This window comes from Clostridium sp. JN-1 (assembly GCF_003718715.1).
Classification (GTDB): Bacteria; Bacillota; Clostridia; order Clostridiales; family Clostridiaceae; genus Clostridium_AV.
In genome coordinates, this window is record NZ_CP033465.1 from 1833205 (window position 1) to 1855497 (window position 22293).

General features: G+C 30.5%; 22 protein-coding genes and 1 pseudogene. 1 reads left to right on the forward strand and 22 read right to left on the reverse strand.

Annotated elements, in window-relative coordinates; genetic code table 11:
- From EBB51_RS14020 to EBB51_RS08675, 5 genes and pseudogenes are all read right to left on the reverse strand, one after another.
- Positions 1-234, reverse strand: a pseudogene (locus tag EBB51_RS14020) (hypothetical protein); the annotation flags it as partial.
- Positions 231-1784: an acyl CoA:acetate/3-ketoacid CoA transferase gene (locus tag EBB51_RS08660; RefSeq protein WP_123054105.1), complete on the reverse strand. Its 1554-nt coding sequence runs from the start codon at positions 1782-1784 to the stop codon at positions 231-233. The gene EBB51_RS08660 and the pseudogene EBB51_RS14020, both read right to left, overlap by 4 nt.
- A gap of 361 nt (positions 1785-2145) precedes the next feature.
- The gene (gene recG / locus EBB51_RS08665) at positions 2146-4185 is read right to left on the reverse strand and encodes an ATP-dependent DNA helicase RecG (protein ID WP_123054106.1); all 2040 of its coding nucleotides are present in this window, start codon (positions 4183-4185) and stop codon (positions 2146-2148) included.
- A 50-nt stretch (positions 4186-4235) separates the two neighbouring features.
- Positions 4236-5894, reverse strand: a complete 1659-nt coding sequence (locus EBB51_RS08670; protein ID WP_123054107.1) for a DAK2 domain-containing protein — start codon at positions 5892-5894, stop codon at positions 4236-4238.
- A 15-nt stretch (positions 5895-5909) separates the two neighbouring features.
- Positions 5910-6260, reverse strand: a complete 351-nt coding sequence (locus EBB51_RS08675; protein ID WP_123054108.1) for an Asp23/Gls24 family envelope stress response protein — start codon at positions 6258-6260, stop codon at positions 5910-5912.
- Between the two features lie 237 nt (positions 6261-6497).
- Here EBB51_RS08675 and rpmB point away from each other — a divergent pair, with 237 nt between their 5' ends.
- Positions 6498-6689 (forward strand): 50S ribosomal protein L28, encoded by a 192-nt coding sequence (gene rpmB, locus EBB51_RS08680; protein WP_123054109.1) that lies wholly within the window; start codon positions 6498-6500, stop codon positions 6687-6689.
- 169 nt (positions 6690-6858) lie between these two features.
- On the opposite strand, the gene EBB51_RS13680 is transcribed toward rpmB, so the two are convergent.
- The 17 genes from EBB51_RS13680 to EBB51_RS08760 all read right to left on the reverse strand — a co-directional run bounded on the left by EBB51_RS13680 (position 6859) and on the right by EBB51_RS08760 (position 22101).
- Positions 6859-7029 (reverse strand): hypothetical protein, encoded by a 171-nt coding sequence (locus tag EBB51_RS13680; protein WP_190285251.1) that lies wholly within the window; start codon positions 7027-7029, stop codon positions 6859-6861.
- A gap of 75 nt (positions 7030-7104) precedes the next feature.
- Positions 7105-7743, reverse strand: coding sequence for a thiamine diphosphokinase (locus EBB51_RS08685; protein ID WP_123054110.1), 639 nt, complete (start codon positions 7741-7743; stop codon positions 7105-7107).
- Positions 7744-8394 carry a ribulose-phosphate 3-epimerase gene (gene rpe / locus EBB51_RS08690; RefSeq protein WP_123054111.1) on the reverse strand — a complete coding sequence of 217 codons (651 nt, stop codon included), beginning with the start codon at positions 8392-8394 and terminating at the stop codon, positions 7744-7746.
- A gap of 19 nt (positions 8395-8413) precedes the next feature.
- Positions 8414-9286 carry a ribosome small subunit-dependent GTPase A gene (gene rsgA / locus EBB51_RS08695; RefSeq protein WP_123054112.1) on the reverse strand — a complete coding sequence of 291 codons (873 nt, stop codon included), beginning with the start codon at positions 9284-9286 and terminating at the stop codon, positions 8414-8416.
- Between the two features lie 116 nt (positions 9287-9402).
- Positions 9403-11259, reverse strand: coding sequence for a Stk1 family PASTA domain-containing Ser/Thr kinase (gene pknB / locus EBB51_RS08700; protein ID WP_123054113.1), 1857 nt, complete (start codon positions 11257-11259; stop codon positions 9403-9405).
- Positions 11260-11272: 13 nt separating this feature from the next.
- Positions 11273-11977 carry a Stp1/IreP family PP2C-type Ser/Thr phosphatase gene (locus EBB51_RS08705; RefSeq protein WP_123054114.1) on the reverse strand — a complete coding sequence of 235 codons (705 nt, stop codon included), beginning with the start codon at positions 11975-11977 and terminating at the stop codon, positions 11273-11275.
- A gap of 3 nt (positions 11978-11980) precedes the next feature.
- Positions 11981-13030, reverse strand: a complete 1050-nt coding sequence (rlmN, locus tag EBB51_RS08710; protein WP_123054115.1) for a 23S rRNA (adenine(2503)-C(2))-methyltransferase RlmN — start codon at positions 13028-13030, stop codon at positions 11981-11983.
- Between the two features lie 8 nt (positions 13031-13038).
- Positions 13039-14367, reverse strand: a complete 1329-nt coding sequence (gene rsmB / locus EBB51_RS08715; RefSeq protein ID WP_123054116.1) for a 16S rRNA (cytosine(967)-C(5))-methyltransferase RsmB — start codon at positions 14365-14367, stop codon at positions 13039-13041.
- Positions 14368-14394: 27 nt separating this feature from the next.
- Positions 14395-15075, reverse strand: a complete 681-nt coding sequence (locus EBB51_RS08720; RefSeq protein ID WP_123054117.1) for a zinc metallopeptidase — start codon at positions 15073-15075, stop codon at positions 14395-14397.
- A gap of 32 nt (positions 15076-15107) precedes the next feature.
- Entirely contained in the window at positions 15108-16055 is a 948-nt protein-coding gene (fmt, locus tag EBB51_RS08725; RefSeq protein ID WP_123054118.1) for a methionyl-tRNA formyltransferase, read from the reverse strand.
- Positions 16055-16498, reverse strand: coding sequence for a peptide deformylase (gene def, locus EBB51_RS08730; protein WP_123054119.1), 444 nt, complete (start codon positions 16496-16498; stop codon positions 16055-16057). Before def ends, fmt begins: the two co-directional genes overlap by 1 nt.
- A 98-nt stretch (positions 16499-16596) precedes the next feature.
- Positions 16597-18798, reverse strand: a complete 2202-nt coding sequence (gene priA, locus EBB51_RS08735) for a primosomal protein N' (RefSeq protein ID WP_123054120.1) — start codon at positions 18796-18798, stop codon at positions 16597-16599.
- A gap of 96 nt (positions 18799-18894) precedes the next feature.
- Positions 18895-20082, reverse strand: coding sequence for a bifunctional phosphopantothenoylcysteine decarboxylase/phosphopantothenate--cysteine ligase CoaBC (gene coaBC, locus EBB51_RS08740; protein ID WP_123054121.1), 1188 nt, complete (start codon positions 20080-20082; stop codon positions 18895-18897).
- A 4-nt stretch (positions 20083-20086) separates the two neighbouring features.
- On the reverse strand, positions 20087-20305 hold the full coding sequence (rpoZ, locus tag EBB51_RS08745) for a DNA-directed RNA polymerase subunit omega (RefSeq protein WP_123054122.1): 219 nt from the start codon (positions 20303-20305) through the stop codon (positions 20087-20089).
- Complete coding sequence (gmk, locus tag EBB51_RS08750; protein ID WP_123054123.1) at positions 20298-20921, reverse strand: guanylate kinase; 624 nt, start codon at positions 20919-20921, stop codon at positions 20298-20300. The genes rpoZ and gmk overlap by 8 nt, the downstream gene beginning before the upstream one ends.
- Complete coding sequence (locus EBB51_RS08755; protein ID WP_123054124.1) at positions 20921-21202, reverse strand: DUF370 domain-containing protein; 282 nt, start codon at positions 21200-21202, stop codon at positions 20921-20923. The genes gmk and EBB51_RS08755 overlap by 1 nt, the downstream gene beginning before the upstream one ends.
- A 17-nt stretch (positions 21203-21219) precedes the next feature.
- Entirely contained in the window at positions 21220-22101 is an 882-nt protein-coding gene (locus EBB51_RS08760) for a YicC/YloC family endoribonuclease (RefSeq protein WP_123054125.1), read from the reverse strand.
- Positions 22102-22293 lie beyond the last annotated feature (192 nt).

Consider the following 22293-nt stretch of genomic DNA (forward strand, 5'->3'; position numbering starts at 1 on the left):
CTAAATCAATATGTTCAGTTTATTTATTATTAAAGTTCGTTTCTCTTTAAATGCTGACATACCTTCCTTTTGATCTTCTGCCGCAAAACATAAACCAAATAAATCCTTTTAAATTATCATTCCTGTTTCTATATAACTTTCAGTACCTTTATTTATAACTGTTTTTGAATATCTTACAGCTGACTGTAATTTAGAAACAATGTTTTCAGCTGAAGTTATAGCCTCAAGCATTAACTGACTTTTATATCAACAATCTCATCTTTAAATATATCTTCATCCATAAGTTTCATGTTTGAGGATATTATTGGTTTAAAGCTCATGTGGGCTAATACATCCTTTTCCAAATCTATTCCTGGAGCTATTTCTTCTAAGACCAAACCTTCTTTAGCTAGCCTAAATACTGCCCTTTCTGTAATATATAATACTGATTGTTTAATACTTCTAGCATATTCTGAACTGAAAGTAATCTGTTCTACAGAATTTACAAATTTATTAAATTTACCATCTTTTATTATTTTAAGTTTTCCATCCCCAACATCAACTTTAAGTCCTCCTCCTGTAAATGTACCACAATATACAACCTTTTTAGTATTTTGAGTTATATCAATAAATCCTCCGCACCCTGCAATCTTAGGACCAAATTTGCTTACATTTATATTCCCAAATTTATCACACTGTGCTAATCCTAAAAACGCTACATCAAGTCCACCACCATCATAAAAATCAAATTGACTTGCTTGGTCTAGTATGCTTTCTGGATTAGTTGAAGCTCCAAAACTTAAGCCGCTTGAAGGTACTCCACCAATTCCACCAGATTCTATAGTTAGAGTCATTTCATCAGAAATGCCTTCTTCATTTGCTATCGAAGCAACTCCTTCCGGCATACCTATTCCAAGATTAGTTATAGAATTTGGAACAAGTTCCATTGCTGCTCTTCTAGCTATGACTTTTCTTTCATTAAGGGGCATAGAATTTGATGAATTCAATAATACTTTAGCTTGTCCTGAATAAGAAGGATTATATTGTTCACCAAATGTTTGCATATGGTTTTTTGGATCTGCTACAACTATAGCATCAACATATATTCCTGGAATTTTAACTTCTTTCGGGTCAAGAGAACCTTTGGAGACAACACTCTCAACTTGTATAATTACTATTCCACCTGAATTCTTAGCTGCTTGAGCCATAGCAACTGCATCAAGAGTTACTGCTTCTTTTTCCATAGTTGCATTTCCATATTCATCTGCATAAGTTGCTCGTAAAAGTACAACATCTATTGGGAAAGCCTTATAAAATAAATATTCCCTGCCTTCTACATTAACCAACTTTACGATGTCTTTTGTAGTAATCTCATTTAGCTTGCCACCTTCAATTCTAGGATCTATGAAAGTTTTTAATCCAACATGAGTAATATTACCAGGTCTCTTGGCTGCAATATCTCTATATAATTGTGATATTACACCCTGCGGTAAATTATAGGCTTCAATTTTATTTTCTAATGCTAATTTCTGAAGTTTTGGAGTTAATCCCCAATGTCCACCAACTACCTTTTTTACTAATCCTTCATGTCCAAAATGGTTTAACCCTCTACTGTTGCTATCTCCTTGACCAGCAGCATATACCAATGTCAAATTTTTAGGAGTTTTAGTTTTTAAATATATACTTTCTATTTCAGCTGTAAGTTCTTCTGGATGTGCACATCCACAAAAACCACCAACAGCAACAGTATCTCCATCTTTTATTAAGTTAATTGCTTGACTTTTAGAGACTAATTTTGATTTCATAGTTTCTCATCTCCCACAATATTTTTAATATAATCTATTTTATTATTATTTAAATAGCAACTATGATGCCAAACATAAAAAATTATTAGTATGATTCACAGTCATACTTGTATTGACGAATAAATATCTTAAGATGATTTATTATATAAAAAAACAAAGTGTACACATATTGTACACATCATTTTTACAGAAAAGGCTGAACCTACTACCTGGACTCACGTTATGTAAAAAAAGTACACATGTATATTTTTTTTACACAATATATAATTACTTTTTTAATTAAACATGGCAATACAAAAAAACACCGCTATTTAAAGTTATATTAATTGCAGTGTTTTTAATTATTTTAATTTAATGTAAATTAATTGAAACAAATTAATTTTGACGTTTGCTTAAGTTTATTTAAAATTTGATTTTTAATCTTAATGTCATTTTCATCCTTACTTATTATAAGTTTCTTAGCTTCAAGGTTAGCAAATTTAAATATGCCCATGTCTTCTACAACATCTGACAGCAAGAAAGTATCTTCACCATGCTGCTTAAACCCAAAAACTTCTCCTCCTCCTCTTATCTTCAAATCCTGCTCTGCTATAAAAAATCCATCATTACTACTTTCCATTATCTCCATTCTTCTTCTTATTATGTCATTTTTTACGTCTGTAATGAGTATACAATAAGACTTGTACTTTCCTCTTCCAACTCTTCCTCTGAGCTGGTGGAGTTGTGATAGTCCAAACCTTTCTGCATTTTCTACAACCATTACAGTTGCATTTGGAACATTAATTCCAACTTCTATAACTGTAGTTGAAATAAGTACTTTTATCAATCCTTCCTTAAATTCTTCCATAACTTGTTCTTTCTCTTTAGGAGACATTTTACCATGAAGCACCTTTATACATATATTCTTAAAGTACTTTTCTTTCAATTCCTTAAATAATTCTTCCGCAGAAGTTATGCCTAATGTTTCATTTTCTTGAACTAAAGGACAAACTACATAAGCTTGCCTTCCCTTTTCAACTTCACTCAATACAAAATTATATGCTTTATCCTTATTAACTTTATTTACATAATACGTTTCTATTTTCTGTCTTCCCGGAGGAAGTTCATCTATAATAGACACATCTAAATCACCATACAAGCACAATGTTAATGTCCTCGGAATAGGTGTTGCAGTCATAACTAATGTGTCAACATCTTTAGACTTATTTGTAAGCTTATTCCTCTGCATTACGCCAAACCTATGCTGTTCGTCAGTTACTACTATTCCAAGTTTTTTAAATTCAACATCATCTTCAATAAGTGCATGAGTACCTATCACAAAATCTATTTCTCCATTTTTAAGTTCATCTTTTATTCTTTCTTTTTCCTTTTTAGCAGTACTCCCTGTGAGAAGTTTTGTATTTACATCAAAATCTTTAAACAAATTACTAGCTTCCAAAAAATGCTGTTTGGCGAGTATTTCCGTAGGTGCCATCAAAACAGCCTGATATCCATTTTTTATTACATTAAATATACTTATAAGTGCTACTATAGTCTTGCCGCTTCCAACATCACCTTGTACAAGTCTGCCCATTGTCTTTTCTCTTTTCTCATCAATCAATATTTCCCTTATCACTTTATTTTGAGCTTTCGTAAGTGGATATGGCAGGCTGTCTTTAAGTTTTACTAAATCACTGGCTATTTTAAAAGCCCTGCCCCTATTATTTAACACCTTATCTTTGAGCATTAATATCTTTAAAGAATATGTAAATAGCTCTTGAAACTTTAATCTTCTTTTAGCTTCATTCAATTCCTTAAAATCAACTGGATTATGTATTGTTCTTATAGCCTTATCTAAATCACATAATTTATACTTGTATATTAAACTTTTAGGTAAATTTTCTTCAATCTTTATATTTCTTAATAAATAAAATATTAATTTTATAATAGTATTATTAGTTATACCAGATGTCAATGCATACTTTGGTATTATTTTTTGCCTAGTATTATTAGCCAATTTACCTTTTATAATTTTAGGATTTATTATAAACAGTTCTCCTTTAAATTGTTCAAGTTTTCCTGAAATAGTATATGTGTTATTTATCTTAAAATTATTTTTCATGTAAGGTTGATTAAACCACTTTCCCTTAAAAAAACTTTTTCCATTGCTAAATAATATTGTAGTTATGACCTTACCAGTTTTAGTTCTTATATCCCTTTCTATCCTTTGAACATTACAATTTACTATAACTTTTTGATTAGTTTTATCACCTTTTATATCACTGCAAAGTGAAATTATTTCATAATCTCTTGGAAAGTATAGTAGTAAATCCATAATCGTAAATATAAAAAGTTTATTTAATGATTCAGCTGTCTTTGGTCCAACCCCTTTCAAAACAGTTATATTATCATATATATCCATATAAAACACCATCCTTCAAATAAAAAAAGCCCAATATAGGCTTTTTTATTTTATTCTACAGATACTATAAAATAATAAATAGATTGTTCCCCATTATAACATTGTATATCAATCTCTGGATACTTTTCTTCTAGCTTTGATGTGAGTTCATTTATACTTTCTTCATTACAATTCTTACCATATAATACAGTTATAAGTTCACTCTCTTCATTTACCATACTTGAAATAGTATCTTCACATATTTTGTATTTATCTTTGCCAACATGTTCAATCTTATCTTCAACAATTCCAAGTATATCTCCACTTTTTACATCTTTTCCATCAACTTGTGTATCTCTAACTGCAAAAGTTACAGAGCCGCTAATTACTTTATCTATAGATTCTTCCATACCCTTTATATTATCTTCTAATTTGAGCTCCGAATTAAAACATGTTGCTGCAGCAATTCCCTGTGGTATTGTCCTTGTAGGTATAACTTTTATATTCTTATTTGAAAGTTCTGAGGCTTGATTGGCTGTCATTATTATGTTTTTATTATTTGGCAAAATGAAAATATTCTCAGCATCTATATTTTCTATACAATCTAATATATCTTGAGTACTTGGATTCATAGTTTGACCGCCCTTGATTACAGCATCAACTCCAAGATCTTTAAATATATTTTTTATTCCTGAACCCACTATTACAGAAATAATTGCATACTTTTTTGTCTTATTATCCTCTTTTTGAACTTTCTCACTGTCTTCTTTAATTTCTTCATTTAAGTTTTCACTTTGAACATCCAATAAATTTCTATGCTGTTCCCTCATATTATCGATTTTTATTTTTGAGAGTTCACCTAATTTAATTGCCTCTGAAAGAACCCATCCTGGGTCATTTGTATGAATATGTACCTTAATTATATCATCATCTTTAACTACTGCCATAGAATCTCCAGCAGTTTGTAATTTTTGTTTTAAAGCATCTATATTTGAATTCTTAGAGTAAATAAAAAATTCCGTACAATATCCAAACTTTATATCATGCTCTTCTAATTTTTTTGAAACATGTTTAATTTGATTTTGAGGTTCTTCGTTAACATGCAACACTTCATGTGTGTCATCTCTTAATACTTCATACATACCTTGAAGAATAAGGAGTAATCCCATACCACCTGCATCTACAACTTTGGCCTTTTTTAAAACCTTGAGCATATCAGGGGTTTTATTTAATATAACCTCACAATATTCACATACTTCCTTTAGTAATGCAGTTACATCTTGTGTTTCAACTTCTGCAGCTCTTTCACCTGCCGCTCTTATTATTGTGAGTATTGTCCCTTCAGTAGGTCTCATAACAGCCTTATATGCTGATTTTGAACCTTCAATCAAGCTTTGAGCAAATTCACTGCAATTAATTTCTTCTTTATCTTCTAATCCATTTGCTATACCCCTCAATATTTGTGAAAGAATTACCCCTGAATTACCTCTTGCACCCATAAGTGCACCTCTAGATACACTTTTTGCTATATCAAAAACACCTCTGTTCTCCATACCAGCCATTTCCAAGGCTGCACTTTTAAATGTCATTGACATATTAGTTCCTGTATCTCCATCTGGTACTGGAAAAACATTTAATGAATTTACATGCTCTCTTTGTGCTTCTAATCTATTACTTGCATTAACTATCATGTTGTAAAAGCACTTTCCATTTATCTTTAAGTGTTCCATTTACTGAATTACCTCCTAGACTCTAACTCCCTGCACATTAACTGTTATACTTGAAACTTTAATTCCTGTATAATTTTCTATATTGTATTTTATTTTTTGAATTATGTTATTACATATTGCCGATATTTTAGTTCCATATTCTACTATTATATATAATTCTATAATTAATCCATTATCTTTGTAACGAACTTTTACTCCTTTACTTAAATTTTCATTTTTGATTAACTCCCAGAGTCCATCTTTAGCATTCCTAGAAGCCATTCCTACGACTCCATAACATTCCATAGTAGAAACACCTACGATATTAGCTATGACATCCTCCGAATAATCAATATGGCCATGTTCATTAGTTATATTACATATCATAATTAACCCTCCTTAATACAATACCATATTACATATTTTATATTAAATAAAAAATTTATTCAAGGAAATAAAATTAACCCCCTATAATGATAATTTACAACTTTAGGTTTATTTATTCGCGTTTTTATATTTTGTTTATATCTTGACTTGCACTTATTCATAACTATGTGGTAAAATAATAAATGTTTGAATTCAACAGAAAGTTTTATTTACAACTTTCGAAGGAGGTGTTTTTAGATGTCAAAAAAATGTGAAGTTTGTGGTAAAGGCGTTGTATTCGGCGTACAATATAGTCATTCTCATCACCAATCCAAGAGATCTTGGGCTCCAAATGTAAAAAAGATTAAAGCTGTAGTTGATGGAACCCCAAAGACTATACATGTTTGTACAAGGTGCCTTCGTTCAGGAAAGGTTCAACGTGCCATATAATAAATAAAAAATGCAATTGATAAAAACAATTGCATTTTTTTAATTTACTTTAAATTACTTTATAAAATTATGTTCTTACAATCTACTTCTTTTTTCTAAAAAACTTTATTATAGCAGATAAAAATTTAGGAAGCCTTATAGTTACTATTTTCAAATCAACTCCACCTCTTTACTTATGATTTTTAATTAAATACCATCCAACATAAATAAGTGCTGTGCCTACAACAATTATCCAGCCCCAGATAGGCAAAATAATTGTTAGCATAATTCCTATACCTACAGCCATCACTATAAATCCTAAATTTTCTTTTATTTTTTTTACACACCATTTTTTTGACATATACTATCCTATATAATTGCTCTATATCATTATATGAAGGGTACTCATAGAATGTTACAAAATAAATTTCTATAATTAATCTCTGCTGTAAAACACGAGTAGGTACCCACTTGTAAATATGATATCAACTTCATCATTTAAAAATTCATTTGATATGCATCTTCCATCTCCTATATTAAACAAGTAATTATCTAATTTATACTTTGCACCAACTATGCTCAAATTTTCTACTCTATTACAATATGCGTGAAGAGAAAATGTATCTCCTCTATTTCCTCTTAATTTTATTGACTTATCAGTTAGCTGAATGATGTTAAATTCATCCTTTATGTAACATTTTACACCTGCTTTTAAACATTTTAAAAGCATTCCTAAGCTGCCCATCATATGATCTACTCTTGTACCAGTACACCCAAGTAATACAATTTCATCTGGTTTAAATTCAAGTGCTTTTTCAACCACTAATTCTGTATCTGGAAAATCCTTCTGTGAAGGAAATCTTTCTATTGAACACTTTTTACAATTATTAAAGTGCTTAAATGCTTCCTCATCTATAGAATCAAAATCTCCCATTAAATAATCTGGAACTATATCATACTTATATAGTGAATTTGCACCGCTATCTGCACATATTAAGAAGGAAGAATCCTTTAATTCTTCCTTAATTAGCTTAAATGATGGTGATTTCCCCCCTGATACAATAACTATTTTCATCTAAAGATCTCTCCTTAAATCACTTATATTTTTTTCTATATTTCCACCTTTAAAAACTGCTGATCCAGCAACCATAATATTGGCACCGCATTTAGCTGCTTCTTCTATATTTTCTACTGTAATTCCACCATCTACTTCGATAAGCAAATCCTTATTTACCTTATTACTTAAATTCCTAAGTTCTCTTATTTTGTCTGAACAATATTTTATGTACTTTTGTCCTCCAAATCCAGGGTTTACAGTCATAATAAGTACCATATCTAAAGTAGGTATAAGATATTTTATACTTTCTACTGATGTAGCTGGATTCAAAGCCACAGCTGCTTTAACTCCAAAACTCTTTATATAATTTATAGTTCTATCTAAATGTTTATCGGCTTCATAATGTACAGTTATAATATCAGCACCACTTTTTACAAAATCCTCTATATACCTATCTGGCTTTTCTATCATTAAATGTACGTCAAATGGAAGAGACGTTACTTTTCTTATAGATTTTATCACAGGAACTCCAAAAGATATATTGGGTACAAATAATCCATCCATTACATCTATGTGAATCCAATCTGCTCCAGATTTATCTAACATTTTAACATCTTCGCCTAGCTTTGAAAAGTCAGCTGACAATATAGACGGAGCTATTTTTAACATTTGCTATTCCCCCTTAATGTTACCACTTATTATTTTTCTTCATTATATTTTCTAGTGTTTTTATATAAAATTCATATCTTTTGATATTTATTTTTCCATCTTGAACAGCTTTTTTTACTGCACAACTTGGTTCTTTATCGTGTACACATCCTGTAAACTTACACCTGCCAATATATTCCCTGAATTCTGGAAAACATTCTTGTAATTCTTCTTTACTCATAAAATCTATATCTATAGAGGAAAAACCAGGTGTATCTACTACAAATCCACCATTAATTTCTATGAGCTCACTGTGTCTTGTAGTATTTTTACCCCTTTTTAACTTTTGACTTATATCCCCAGTTTTCATTACTGGTTTACCTACAACTGAATTTAGTATAGTGGACTTTCCCACTCCAGATGCTCCACAAAATACGGTTACATTATTATCCAAAACTTCAATTATGTTTTCTACCCCAATGCCTTCTTTTGCCTTTAAAAATATAGCAGAATAACCGCAGCTCTTTATCATTTCTACAATCTCTTTTACATTTTCATCTTCCAAATTTACGAGATCTACTTTATTAAAACAGATGATTACTTTTAGGTTATTGTACTCACAATTTACAAGAAGTTTATTAATTAAATCTACATTTGCATCTGGATTTTTTAATGCAATGACTAATAAAGCCTGTGTAACATTTGCCACCGGCGGTCTTATAAGTCTATTTACTCTAGGATAAATTTTATCAATAACACCTTTGCCATTTTTTACGGAGATTTCTACTTTATCTCCTACCATAGGTACAAACCCGTCATATCTAAACTTTCCCCTAGCTTTACACTCTATTATTTTTTTATCTACTTTTATATAATAAAATCCAGATATTCCTTTTGTTATAATACCTTGCATACACCCTCCTAATTTACAATAGATTTTAAACAAATATAATAAAAACACTCAATATAAATTTTAAACAAAAATTAGTTAAGCTTCAAGTAATTTAATTACTTGAAGCACTAATAAATTTATTGATTATTATTTGTTGTACCACCATCTTGTTTCGGTGGATTTGGTTCTGGTTGTGGGTCTGGGTCTGGTTGTGGTTTTGGATCTGGTTTTGGATCTGGTTTTGGGTCTGGTTCTGGTTTTGGTTCTGGTTTTGGTTCTGGTTTTGGTTCTTGGTACTGATAATAACTCAAATTAATTGCTGCACCTGGTCTTGCTGATCCACTCACAGACTGACCTGACACTATTCCATCTTGAGACCTATCGCTAGTTGCTACTGCTGATTTAGACACCCTAAATCCTGATCCCGATAAAATGCTGTAAGCTTCACCCACACTCTTTCCAGTCACATTCGGTACTGCAACATTTTTAACTTCTGCTCCATTACTTACTACAAGACTTACAGTTGTGTTTGATGCAGCATTTGAATCAGGCTGTGGATCTTGACTTATTACAGAACCACTTTGAACACTATCACTATGCCTATAACTTATGTTTCCAACCTTTAACCCACTATTTTTAATGATGTCCTTTGCTGACTCCAAATCTACTCCAACTACATTTGGAACACTTAGGGTGTCTTGACCACTGCTTACACTAACCCTAACTTCCGAATTTACTTTAACCTTTGCTCCGGAAGCAGGATAAGTTTTAATTACAGTTCCTTCAGGTTTATTACTTTTTTCCTTACCTGCAAGTACAAACTTTAGCTTTTTATTTTCTATAGCCTTTTTAGCTTCATCTTGTTTCATACCAACTACATTTGGCACTGTAGTCTCCTTTGCAAATGCTCCTGACTTTCCAAATGCAAAGTATCCTGTAACTGCACCTATCACTACAATCAATACACCTAAAGCAGCTATAAGTATCCTCTTTTTATTTTTAGGATTTAATTTTTTAATTATACGATTGTCAGCCTCATCGTCCTCATCTTCTTCATCTTCATCTTCTTCATCATAATCATCATCATCGTATTTCTTATCTTCATCATCTGTAACTATAGGGTCCATTACTCTAGTCATATCATCATCTAAATCACTTGTACTTATGTTAAAAACTTGATTCTTTTCTATTCTTCTAAGATCAGCTAACATATCTTTTATATCTTGATATCTCTTTACAGGTTCTTTTTCAATTGCCTTTAAAATTAGTTTATTTAAACTTTGAGGAATATCAGGATTTATTTCTATTGGAGGAACTACAGGTTCTTGTATATGTTTTAATGCCACAGATACAGGACTGTCTGCATCATAAGGCACCCTTCCTGTAACCATCTCATATATAACTATACCCAGAGAATATATATCTGTTCTACAGTCTACAAAGCTTCCCTTGGCTTGTTCTGGTGAAAAATAATGGACAGATCCCATAACCTTACTGGAATTTGTAATTGTAACTGAATTCGATGCTTTTGCTATTCCAAAATCCGTTACTTTAACTACTCCTTCATCCGTAACCATAATATTATGAGGTTTTATATCTCTGTGTATAATGTTATTCTTGTGTGCACAAGCTAAAGCTTTTGATATTTGGATAGCTATATTAACAGCCCTAGTTGTATTCAATTTCCCATTTTGCACAATTATTTGTTTTAAAGTTTTACCCTTTATATATTCCATTACTATATAGTTTATGTCACCTTGGGTACCTACATCATAAATATCTACTATATTATTATCAGAAAGGCTTGCAGCTGCAGTAGCTTCTCTTTTAAATTTTTCAACAAATTCACTATCATTTGAGTATTGATTCTTTAGTATCTTTACCGCTACAAAACGGTTTAGAAGATGACATTTAGCCTTATAAACTAAAGCCATCCCTCCTTCTCCTATTTTTTCTAGAAGTTCATATCTATTCCCCAGCATAGTACCTATCATCTTTACACTCTCCTTAAAATACAATAACTGATATATTGTCTCTTGCACCCTTTAATTTACTAAGTTCTATAAGTTGTCTACATGCATCTTCATTATCATTTTTTAATATTATATCATACATCTCAATTAAGCTTACTTCATTAGACAATCCATCGGTACACAAAATAACTCTTTTTATATCATCCAACTTTACATCAAAGGTATCTATTTCCACAGAAATATTAGTTCCTAAAGCTCTTGTTATTATATTTTTATTAGGATGATCTATAGCTTCTTCTTCCGTTATACTTCCTTCGTCAATTAATTGCTGAACAAGAGAATGATCCTTAGTTACCTTTATTATTCCTTCTTTTTTTACTATATAGCAGCTGCTATCTCCGACATTTGCCACTACCATGTGTTTATCTTTTACTAAACAAGCAGTTATAGTTGTCCCCATTCCCTGCAGTCCTTCTCCGCTCTTTGACAATTCAAAAATTTTTTTATTTGCAAGTTTTATTCCTTCTATTAAAACACTTTCCATATCATCTATTAAACTCAAAGATTTTATATATTCAATAGTGGTATCTACTGCTAATTTACTAGCTACTTCTCCTGCATTATGTCCGCCCATTCCGTCAGCTATTATATAAATGTTATAATCATCTTTACTGTAAAATCCTAAGTAATCTTCATTTATCTTTCTATAGTTTCCTACATCGGATAGCATCCCCACCATCTTTTACACCCCTTCCAGGTCATTTTTAGATTTTAAATAACTTCTTCTTAGTTGACCACAAGCAGCATTAATGTCTGAACCCATCTCTCTCCTAATTGTAGTTTCTATACCACTTTTTGTTAAAATATTATAAAATCTTTTTACATTACTTGAAGATGATTTTTCATACTTTTTTTCTTTTACCTTATTTACTGGTATTAAGTTTACATGACATAAAATTCCCTTTAATAATTTGCTTAATTCATAAGCACATTCATCCATGTCATTTACATCTTTTATAAGTGCGTACTCAAAGCTCACCCTTCTATTAGTTTTTTTTATGTAATATTTGCATGCATCAATTATTTCAGCTATAGAATACTTATTGGCTATAGGCATCGTAGTTTTTCGGAGTTCATCATTTGGTGCATGAAGTGATATGGCTAGGGTTATTTGATAATTTTTTTCAGCAAGTTCTAAAATTCTAGGTATCAATCCGCAAGTTGACAAAGTCACATGCCTCTGTCCTATATTAAATGTATAATCAGAATTTACCATATCTAAAAATTTAATGACATTTTCATAGTTGTCTAAAGGCTCTCCACTTCCCATTAAAACTACATTTGATATTCTATCTTGAATCTTATTTTGTGCCTCTAATATTTGTGCTAATATTTCGCCTGTACTTAAGTTTCTTACCATCCCACCTAAAGTTGAAGCACAAAACCTGCAGCCCATTCTACACCCAACTTGAGTTGAAACACATATTGAATTTCCATGTCTGTATTTCATTACAACACATTCTATAACATTTCCATCCATAAATTCGTATAAAAACTTAAATGTATCACGAGCCTTGGATGTATACATATTTACGATTTTTGGTATGTCTATATAAAATGATTCACTTAATTTTTTCTTAGTAGATTTAGGTAAATTATTCATATGCTCAAAATCCCATATGTTTTTCTTATAAATCCACTCCATTACTTGTTTAGCTCTAAATTTACTTTCTCCATTTTCCTCCATCCAATTCTTTAGCTCGTAAATATCTAAATCTAAAATATTATACATTATCACACCTACCTACGTCTTACCATTTTAGCAATAAAAAAACCATCCATCAATTCATCTGGTAAAATAGTTATAAAACCTTCTTTATGATATATTATGTTACTTAACTTTCCAAGATAAAGGGGTTCAATTTCAAAATTTGGATATTTCTTTATAAACCATTTTATATTTTCTTCATTTTCTTGTTTATTTAACGTACATGTTGAATATATAAGTTTTCCACCTGGCTTTACATATCTAGCTGCGTTTGAAACAATATCCCTTTGAACTTTTAAAATACTTTTTAGTGACTCTTTGCTTTTAGTCCACTTGATTTCAGGTTTTTTTGCTATTATTCCAAGTCCGGAGCAAGGTGCATCAACCAATACCCTATCTCCTATTTTTTCATAATCACTTGAATAATTTGCAGCATCTAATTCACTGCATTTTACATTTGTTATTCCAAGTCTTTCAACATTCTGCTTTATTAAAGACAACTTATTGCGGTGAATATCAAAAGCAAATATTTTGCCTGTATTTTTCATAATTTCAGCTATATGAGATGTCTTTCCACCTGGTGCACTGCACAAATCTAAAACAACCATATCCTCTTTTAAGTCCATGGACGGGGCAACAAGCATTGCACTTTCATCTTGAACTGTTATCAATCCATCTTTAAATAGTGGATTATTTTCTATATTCTTACCCTTCTTTATTACAATAGCCTCAGGGCATATTTTCCCTTCTTCTATAGAATAGCCATTTTCAATTAACTTGTCGTATGTTTTATCATATCCTGCCTTTAAATTATTAACTCTAACAGTTACAGATGGAGTTTTGTTAAGTCCGCTTAATATATTTTCTGTAACTTTTAAACCATATTGATGTAAAAATATTTTTACAAGCCAAAGTGGAAAAGAATATTTAAATGCCAGCTCTTCATCTGCGGCATTATGTTTGCAGTAGTCAATTCCATCATTTCTGATGTAATTTCTAAGTACTGCATTTACAAATTTTGCATTTCTTATAGCCTTCATCTTAGTCAATTCAACTGCTTCATTTACTACAGCAAATGATGGGATTTTATCTAAGTACCTAATTTGATATATGGAAATCCTAAGTATATTTAAAACATCAATATTTAACTTCTTAAGTTCACTTTTAATATAATGTTTTAATATTATATCTATGGTATATTTATATTTTATCGTTCCATATACAATTTCTGTAATTAAAGCTTTATCCCTATCATCTATGTCTTTAGAGTTAAGTTCTCTTTTCAATTCTATGTTTGAATAAGCACCTTCACTCAACACCCTTTTAAGTACACTTACTGCTATATTTCTAGCATTATCCATCGTTTTACCTCTTAAAATATAATTTATTTAATTTTCTCGCCTGTTTAAAATTATTAATCTAGCAAGTTGTGCTATTGACGTTAACGCAGCTGCAACATAAGTCATAGCCGCTGCAGATAAAACTTTCCTAGCACTTTTCACTTCATCAGCATACAAAATACCTTTGCTATCTAATATTTTTAGTGCTCTACTAGATGCATTAAATTCAACAGGAAGTGTGACAAGTTGAAAAATAACTACTGCTGTAAAAAGTAATATTCCCAAGCTCGTTAATCCTCTAAATCCAAGTAATATTCCTGCTATAAGTAGTACCCATGAAAGACTTGAACTGAAGTTTACAACGGGTACTATCGAATTTCTAATAACTAAAGGTGCATAATGTCTTTGATGCTGAATAGCATGACCTGTTTCATGTGCTGCAACCCCAATAGATGCTACAGAGTTACTATAAAATACATCTTCTGAAAGTCTCATAACTTGCCTGGAAGGATCATAATGATCTGTAAGTTTTCCAGGTATAACTTCTACAGGTATATAGTTTAAACCATGGCTATCCAAAAGTATCCTAGCTACCTGTGCACCAGTATATCCTTTGGCACTTCTATAATTAGAATATTTATTAAAAGTAGAAGAAACTTTATATTGAGCCCATGCTGATATTATTAAAGCTGGAATTAATATAATAAAAGTACTATCAAAATAAAACATAAACTACACCTCATATTTTCTATAACCATAATTTATTTTCCAAACATAATACCGCTTTTTATTTCATGTCCTCTTATATAATCACTTACTTTCATGGCTTTGCCCCCAGGAAATTGTATAACTTTTAGAAGTAAGCTGCCCTTTCCACAAGCAACCTCTATTCCATCGTTACAAACACTGATTATATATCCAGGACTATGTTTTGAATCTTTATCTAGAAGTTCAGCTTCGTAGATTTTCATATTTTGACTATCATACTCAGTATATGCAACCGGCCATGGATTTAAACCCCTAATAAAATTTTTTATACTTAAGCTTTTCAAATTCCAGTCTATTCTAGCCATCTTCTTATCTAACATTGAAGCATATTTAGTTGGAGACTCTCCTTGTTTTTTTCTAGTTATATTTCCTTCTACAACATCATTTAACGTTTTACAAAGTAAATTTGCTCCATTTATCATAAGTAAATCATGAAGCTCACCTGCTGTCATATTATTTTCTATTTCAACTTTACTCTGCAAGAGCATATCTCCAGTATCTAATCCAACATCCATCATCATTGTAGTATTTCCTGTTTCTACTTCACCATTTATAACAGCCCAATTTATTGGTGCAGCTCCTCTGTACTTAGGTAAAAGTGAAGCATGTAAGTTTATACACCCATACTTTGGTATATCCAAAATTTCTTTTGTAAGTATTTGACCATAAGCTACTACCACAATAAAATCAGGATTTATGCACTTTAATTTTTCTATTGCTTCAATATCTTTCTTTAATTTTACAGGCTGATAAACTGGTATATTTTTGTCCACTGCAACTTCTTTTACAGCTGACATTGTCATCTTTTTTCCTCTTCCCTTAGGTTTATCTGGTTGAGTAAATACTGCCCTTACATTGAAATTTTCAATGAGCTTATTTAATGAAGGTACTGCAAATTCGGGTGTTCCCATAAATACTACATTTACATTATTGTTTTTCATTAATCATCAACTGCCTTATCTATAAATAATATACCATCTAAGTGATCTATTTCATGACACAGTGCCCTTGCGAGTAATCCTTCTCCTTTTATTACTATCTTTTCTCCTTTTTCATTTAAAGCTTCTACTTTAACTTTATAAGGTCTGTCAACTTTTTCCTGTTCCCCTGGAATACTTAGACAACCTTCCTCATCTATTTGGCTGCCTTCATGTGATATTATAACAGGATTTATAAGCCTAATTATTCCATCTCCAACATCTATTACTACAATTCTCTTAAGTATTCCAACTTGAGGTGCTGCAAGCCCTACACCATCTGCCTTATACATAGTTTCCTGCATATCGTCAAGTAAAGTTATAATTTTTTTATCTATATGCTCTACTTTCCTGCTCTTCTTTCTTAAAAGTTCGTCTCCATATTTTCGTATATTTCTTAATGCCATAATAAATACCTCCTAGCAATCATATAATAATATTATAATAATACATTAAAATACAGTATTATATATAAACAATTTACACTAATTATAATAACATATAATCAAAGCAAATTATTTGGATTAACATCAATACTTACCCTTATCTCACTTGCTGCATCTTTTAATGCATTGTAAATCATGCTTTTTACTTCCTTAGCAAATTCTATATTTATTTTGCCTTTTATAACTATTTGCCATCTAAATAATTCTTTTATTTTAGATACTTGGCATGGACATGGTCCTAACATTTTAATTTTATCATGTTTTTCTACTTTATTTTTTAATAGTACACCAACATTTTGTATATTTTTTATTAACATATCTTCACTTTTTGAGCTCATATTTATGAGGAGAATATCTGTAAAAGGTGGATATCCCATGGACTTTCTAATCTTAATTTCCTCTTTAAAAAATCCAGTATAATTATTATTAGAAGCAAAAACTATACTATAATTATCTGGATTGTAAGTTTGAACAATAACCTCTCCACTTTTCTCTCCTCTGCCAGCCCTTCCTGATACCTGAGTAATTAGTTGAAAAGTCCTTTCTGCTGATCTAAAATCTGGAAGATTTAAAGAAACATCTGCAGCAATAACTCCAACAAGTGTCACATTTTTAAAATCTAATCCTTTTGCAACCATTTGGGTTCCTATCAATATATCTGCATTTCCATTTTTAAAGTCATTGTATATTTGCTCATACGAATTTTTAGTCCTAGTCGTATCAAAATCCATTCTTAAAGTTACTGCCGAAGGAAAAAGTTTTTTTATTTCCCTTTCAACCTTTTCAGTACCCACGCCAAAAAACTTAACATACTTGCTGCCGCATTTAGGACATATTCTCGGTATGCTCTGACTAGCCCCACAATAGTGGCATATTAATTTTCTTTGTTCACTGTGGTATGTAAGTGAAATATCACAGTGTCTGCATTTAAAAACGTATCCACATTTTCTACAAGATACAAATGTTGAAAATCCTCTTCTATTTAAAAATAAGATTATCTGTTCTTTTTTATTTAATCTATCTTCTATACCTTGATAAAGTTTTCTGCTAAAAATAGACTTATTTGAGTTCATTAATTCTTCTCTCATATCAACTATTTTGACATCAGGCATTAGTGCACCATCTGCCCTATTTTTTATAGTAATGAGCTGTACATCTTTATTTATACAATCATAATAAGTTTCTATTGAAGGTGTAGCAGATCCCAAAACCAATTTGCACCCTTTTAACTCAGACTGCATTTTCCCTATTTCTCTTGCATTGTACTTTGGATTACTATCTGATTTATAACTTTCTTCATGTTCCTCATCAATTACTATTAATCCAAGGTTATTAAACGGTAGAAATATTGCTGATCTTGCACCAATTGCCACCTTAACTTTACCTTGTTTAACCCTAAGCCATTCATCATATCTTTCTCCATCAGAAAGTTTACTGTGAAATACACTTATATTTCTTCCAAATCTTCCTTTAAACCTTTCAACCATTTGAGGTGTTAGTGCAATTTCAGGGACAAGTATAATACATTCTTTATTTTGCTTTATCATTTCACTTACAAGATGCATATATATTTCAGTTTTGCCGCTTCCAGTTACCCCATGTATTAGAAATACTTTTTCTTGAGATTTAAGTATATTTTCAACTGCAGCATTTTGTTCAAGATTAAGTTTTTTAGCTTCATATTTTTTATACTCTCTATTATCATATCTATTTATTATTTTTTCTTTAATGATTAAACAGCCGTGTTTTATCATAGTATTTATTGAAGATAGAGATAAATTAAACTTATTAGCCAATGCACTTTTATTATACATTCCTTCATTATTTTTAACCGCATCATATATAAATTTATAATTATCTTTTAAAAGCTTTCCTTCCAACTTGCTGCCAGTATATATTACATTTTCTTTCTTGTTTTTTACGCCTCTAAATATACCTGCCGGAATGAAAGGCTTTATACACTCTAAATAAGTACTTAAGTATTTTTCTCTCATCTTAGTTATCATAATTAAATCTTTTTTACTAAACAAGGAAAATGATTCGCAGATTGCATTTAATTCCTTTATCTTATTATTTCCTGAATATTCTTCATACAATTCAACTATAAAAGCATCTATCAACTTATTTGTTCTGCCAAAAGGTACTTTTACCCTATACCCTATATCAATTTTTCCTAGTAAATTTTGGGGTACTTTATATGTAAATATTTTATCTAACTGCACAGAAGAATTATTAATTATAACACCTGCATATTTATTCACTTAATCACCTTTCAAACTAATTAACGTCTATAATTTTGCCGAATAACTACTAACTCCCACTTATATTAAAGTGGGAGTTAAGACGATAATATAAAATTATCTCATATTTATCAAGTCAAATAATTCTCTAGCAACTTGTCTTTTAGGCATTTTTTTCATAGGTATAACCCTGCCATCTCTACACAAAATAGTAGTTTTATTATCATCTGAAGCAAAACCCGAATCTGCAGCAGTTATATCATTAGCAACAATAAAATCTAAATTTTTAACTTCTAGTTTTTTCGCTGCATTTTCAATTAAGTCATTGCTCTCAGCTGCAAAACCTACAAGTATTTGTTTAGTTTTAACGCTTCCAAGTTTTTTAAGTATATCATTATCCTTAGTCAAAACTAAATTAAAATCATTTTCTGATTTTTTTATCTTTCTATTAGAATAAGTCTTAGGCTTATAATCAGCTACTGCTGCTGCCTTTACCACTATATCCTGTTTATCAAAATTATCTAAAACAACATTTAACATATCTTCATTAGTTTTAGCATATATCGTTTTCATTCCAATAGGCGGCTTAATATATGTATTTCCACATATAAGTGTAACCTCCGCTCCCCTGTCTCTAGCTTCCTCTGCAATAGCATATCCCATTTTACCTGATGACCTGTTTGTTATATATCTAACAGGATCTAAGGATGCTATAGTCGGACCTGCAGTAACTAACACTTTTTTACCTTTTAAGTCTTTTTTATCATATAACATACTTTGAACAACTTCAACTATTACATCTGTATCTTCTAACTTTCCTGTTCCGTAATCTCCACATGCTAATCTTCCACTAGATGGATTTATAAACTTATATCCAAGTTTCTTTAACTTTTCTATATTATCTTGAACTATAGCATTATTAAACATATTTGTATTCATAGCTGGTGCAAAAACAACCTGTGCATTAGTTGCCATAATAGTAGTTGACAATAGGTCATCTGCTATACCATTTGCAACCTTACCTATTATATTAGCAGTAGCTGGAACTACAAGCATCAAATCAGCTTTCTTAGCAAGCGAAATATGCTGTATTTCCCATGCCTTAGGTTCAACAAACATATCACAACTTACTATATTCTGACTTAACGTCTGAAAGCTCAAGGGAGTCACAAATTTTGCTGCAGATTCAGTCATAATAACATCTACATCAAAATCCTTCTTTTTTAGCTTGCTTATTACATCTAATGCCTTATAAACAGCAATTCCACCAGTTACCCCTATAGCAATATTTTTTTTACAGCCCATGATTTTACTTTATACCTTCCTTTACTGTTTTATAAGTAATGGCATTTTCATATATTTCATTAATTGCTATAGTAACAGGTTTAGCAGAATCAACATTTACAAGAGGTTTAGAACCTTCTATTATTTGTCTTGCTCTTTTAGCAGTTATGGTTACTAATGTGTACCTATTATCAACTTTTTTTAATAAATCCACTACGGATGGATTGATCATTGAATCATTCATTAATAATTTCCTCCTCTAGACCTAGTATATTTCCTTTTACTCTGTCTGTACGACACTGTTCAGCTATTATTATGCTCTGTATTCTTTTAACTGCCATATCAACAGTATCATTCACAACAACATAATTATACTTTGATGCATATTTTATTTCTTCATAAGCTGATTTAAATCTTATCATCAAAGACTTCTGTGTTTCACTTCCTCTACTGCTTATTCTATTTTTGAGCTCATCCATTGATGGCGGAAGTATAAATATAAATACTCCATCTGGATAACTCTTTTTAACATTTAGTGCACCTTGAATATCTATTTCTAAAATTACATTGATGCCATTTTCGATATAATTTAATGCCTTTGATTTAGGTGTTCCATAGTAATTCCCATAAACCTCAGCATACTCAATAAAATCGTCATTTTCTATTTTGGATTTAAATTCTTCTTTAGTTAAAAAGTAATAGTTTACTCCTTCTACTTCGCCTTTTCTAGGCTGTCTTGTAGTAGCAGAAACAGATATTAAAAAGTTACCTTTTTCGACTAAAGACTTACATATGGTTCCTTTTCCTGTACCTGAAGGTCCTGATATAACTATTAAAAGGCCTTTTTTCTTCTCCTCCATTATTCGTCTACCTCATTCGGTTCAACTTCATCTCCTTCATCTTTAGAAGATAACCTATGTGCTACAGTCTCAGGTTGAACTGCTGAAAGTATTACATGATCACTATCTGTAATTATAACAGCTCTAGTCCTCCTTCCATATGTAGCATCTATGAGCATTCCTCTATCTCTTGCTTCTTGAATTATTCTCTTTATTGGAGCAGACTCTGGACTCACTATAGCAACAAGTCTATTTGCTGAAACTATATTTCCAAAACCTATATTTATTAATTTTATATTCATATGTTTCCTCCTAATTTTTACTCTATGTTTTGTATTTGTTCTCTTATTTTTTCTATTTCATTTTTTATAGTCAAAGCATAATTAGTTATCTCTAAATTATTAGCTTTTGATGCAATTGTATTTGTTTCTCTATTCATTTCCTGAACAATGAAATCTAGTTTTCTTCCAATTGGCTCATCACGTTCTAAGGTTTCTTTTAGTTGAATTATATGGCTATTCATTCTAACTATTTCTTCATCAATACATGCTTTATCTGCAAAAATAGTAACTTCTGTCATAATTCTATTTTCATCTATATCATAATCACCTAATAATTCTTCTAATCGTTTTTTTAACTTATCTCTATATTCTTTTACTACAAGTGGTGATTTCTCCTCTATTTTATCTATTAAACCCTTAATAGCATCACATTTACCCAATATATTTTGTCTTAGCTTGATACCTTCTTTTTCTCTCATAGAAACGAGCATATCTATAGCTTCTTTTAAGGGCTTACTTATAATATCATTCCAAGTTTTCTCTATATCTTCTTGTTCTTCTTGTACTATAATCGCATCTGGAAACCTAGTAATCAAATCAAGAGATATTTTTTCCCCTATATCATATCTATCTTGTATTTTTTTCAAACATTCAACATAATTATCTACTAGATCTTCATTTAAATCAACTTTAATTCCTCTTTTTTTTAAATCATTTTTATTTATGAAAACATCCACTTTTCCTCTGTGAATTTTTTCCTGTATAACTTTTCTGATCCTATCTTCAAGGCATACTAAAGTTTTAGGCATCTTTATGTTTATATCACAATATCTATGATTTACTGTTTTTATCTCTACAGTAAAATCTCCTGTATCGTTCGATATGTTCCCCATTCCAAAACCAGTCATGCTTCTTACCATATTATTCATCCTTCCGTGTAACGCCCCTTAATTCATACTAATTATACATAAATACTGATAATAATTTCAAGTTAAATTTACACTAATGATATAAATAAGATTAGTTCGTACACTAAAACAATAATTATATATATTTGATAATGATTATACCATAAAATACGATTTATAAATATATTTACGGGAATATTACAA

Excerpts from the sequence above, each read along its gene's own strand:
- EBB51_RS08755 (WP_123054124.1), bottom strand. The coding sequence starts at position 21,202 with ATGAATATAAAATTAATAAATATAGGTTTTGGAAATATAGTTTCAGCA.
- def (WP_123054119.1), bottom strand. The coding sequence starts at position 16,498 with ATGGCATTAAGAAATATACGAAAATATGGAGACGAACTTTTAAGAAAG.
- EBB51_RS08720 (WP_123054117.1), bottom strand. The coding sequence starts at position 15,075 with ATGTTTTATTTTGATAGTACTTTTATTATATTAATTCCAGCTTTAATA.
- rpoZ (WP_123054122.1), bottom strand. The coding sequence starts at position 20,305 with ATGAATGATTCAATGATCAATCCATCCGTAGTGGATTTATTAAAAAAA.
- gmk (WP_123054123.1), bottom strand. The coding sequence starts at position 20,921 with ATGGAGGAGAAGAAAAAAGGCCTTTTAATAGTTATATCAGGACCTTCA.
- recG (WP_123054106.1), bottom strand. The coding sequence starts at position 4,185 with ATGGATATATATGATAATATAACTGTTTTGAAAGGGGTTGGACCAAAG.
- rsmB (WP_123054116.1), bottom strand. The coding sequence starts at position 14,367 with ATGGATAATGCTAGAAATATAGCAGTAAGTGTACTTAAAAGGGTGTTG.
- EBB51_RS08685 (WP_123054110.1), bottom strand. The coding sequence starts at position 7,743 with ATGAAAATAGTTATTGTATCAGGGGGGAAATCACCATCATTTAAGCTA.
- pknB (WP_123054113.1), bottom strand. The coding sequence starts at position 11,259 with ATGATAGGTACTATGCTGGGGAATAGATATGAACTTCTAGAAAAAATA.
- fmt (WP_123054118.1), bottom strand. The coding sequence starts at position 16,055 with ATGAAAAACAATAATGTAAATGTAGTATTTATGGGAACACCCGAATTT.
- rpe (WP_123054111.1), bottom strand. The coding sequence starts at position 8,394 with ATGTTAAAAATAGCTCCGTCTATATTGTCAGCTGACTTTTCAAAGCTA.
- rpmB (WP_123054109.1), top strand. The coding sequence starts at position 6,498 with ATGTCAAAAAAATGTGAAGTTTGTGGTAAAGGCGTTGTATTCGGCGTA.
- EBB51_RS08675 (WP_123054108.1), bottom strand. The coding sequence starts at position 6,260 with ATGATATGTAATATAACTAATGAACATGGCCATATTGATTATTCGGAG.
- rsgA (WP_123054112.1), bottom strand. The coding sequence starts at position 9,286 with ATGCAAGGTATTATAACAAAAGGAATATCTGGATTTTATTATATAAAA.
- EBB51_RS08660 (WP_123054105.1), bottom strand. The coding sequence starts at position 1,784 with ATGAAATCAAAATTAGTCTCTAAAAGTCAAGCAATTAACTTAATAAAA.
- EBB51_RS08705 (WP_123054114.1), bottom strand. The coding sequence starts at position 11,977 with ATGGTGGGGATGCTATCCGATGTAGGAAACTATAGAAAGATAAATGAA.
- coaBC (WP_123054121.1), bottom strand. The coding sequence starts at position 20,082 with ATGGGCTGTAAAAAAAATATTGCTATAGGGGTAACTGGTGGAATTGCT.
- EBB51_RS13680 (WP_190285251.1), bottom strand. The coding sequence starts at position 7,029 with ATGTCAAAAAAATGGTGTGTAAAAAAAATAAAAGAAAATTTAGGATTT.
- rlmN (WP_123054115.1), bottom strand. The coding sequence starts at position 13,030 with ATGTATAATATTTTAGATTTAGATATTTACGAGCTAAAGAATTGGATG.
- EBB51_RS08760 (WP_123054125.1), bottom strand. The coding sequence starts at position 22,101 with ATGGTAAGAAGCATGACTGGTTTTGGAATGGGGAACATATCGAACGAT.
- EBB51_RS08670 (WP_123054107.1), bottom strand. The coding sequence starts at position 5,894 with ATGGAACACTTAAAGATAAATGGAAAGTGCTTTTACAACATGATAGTT.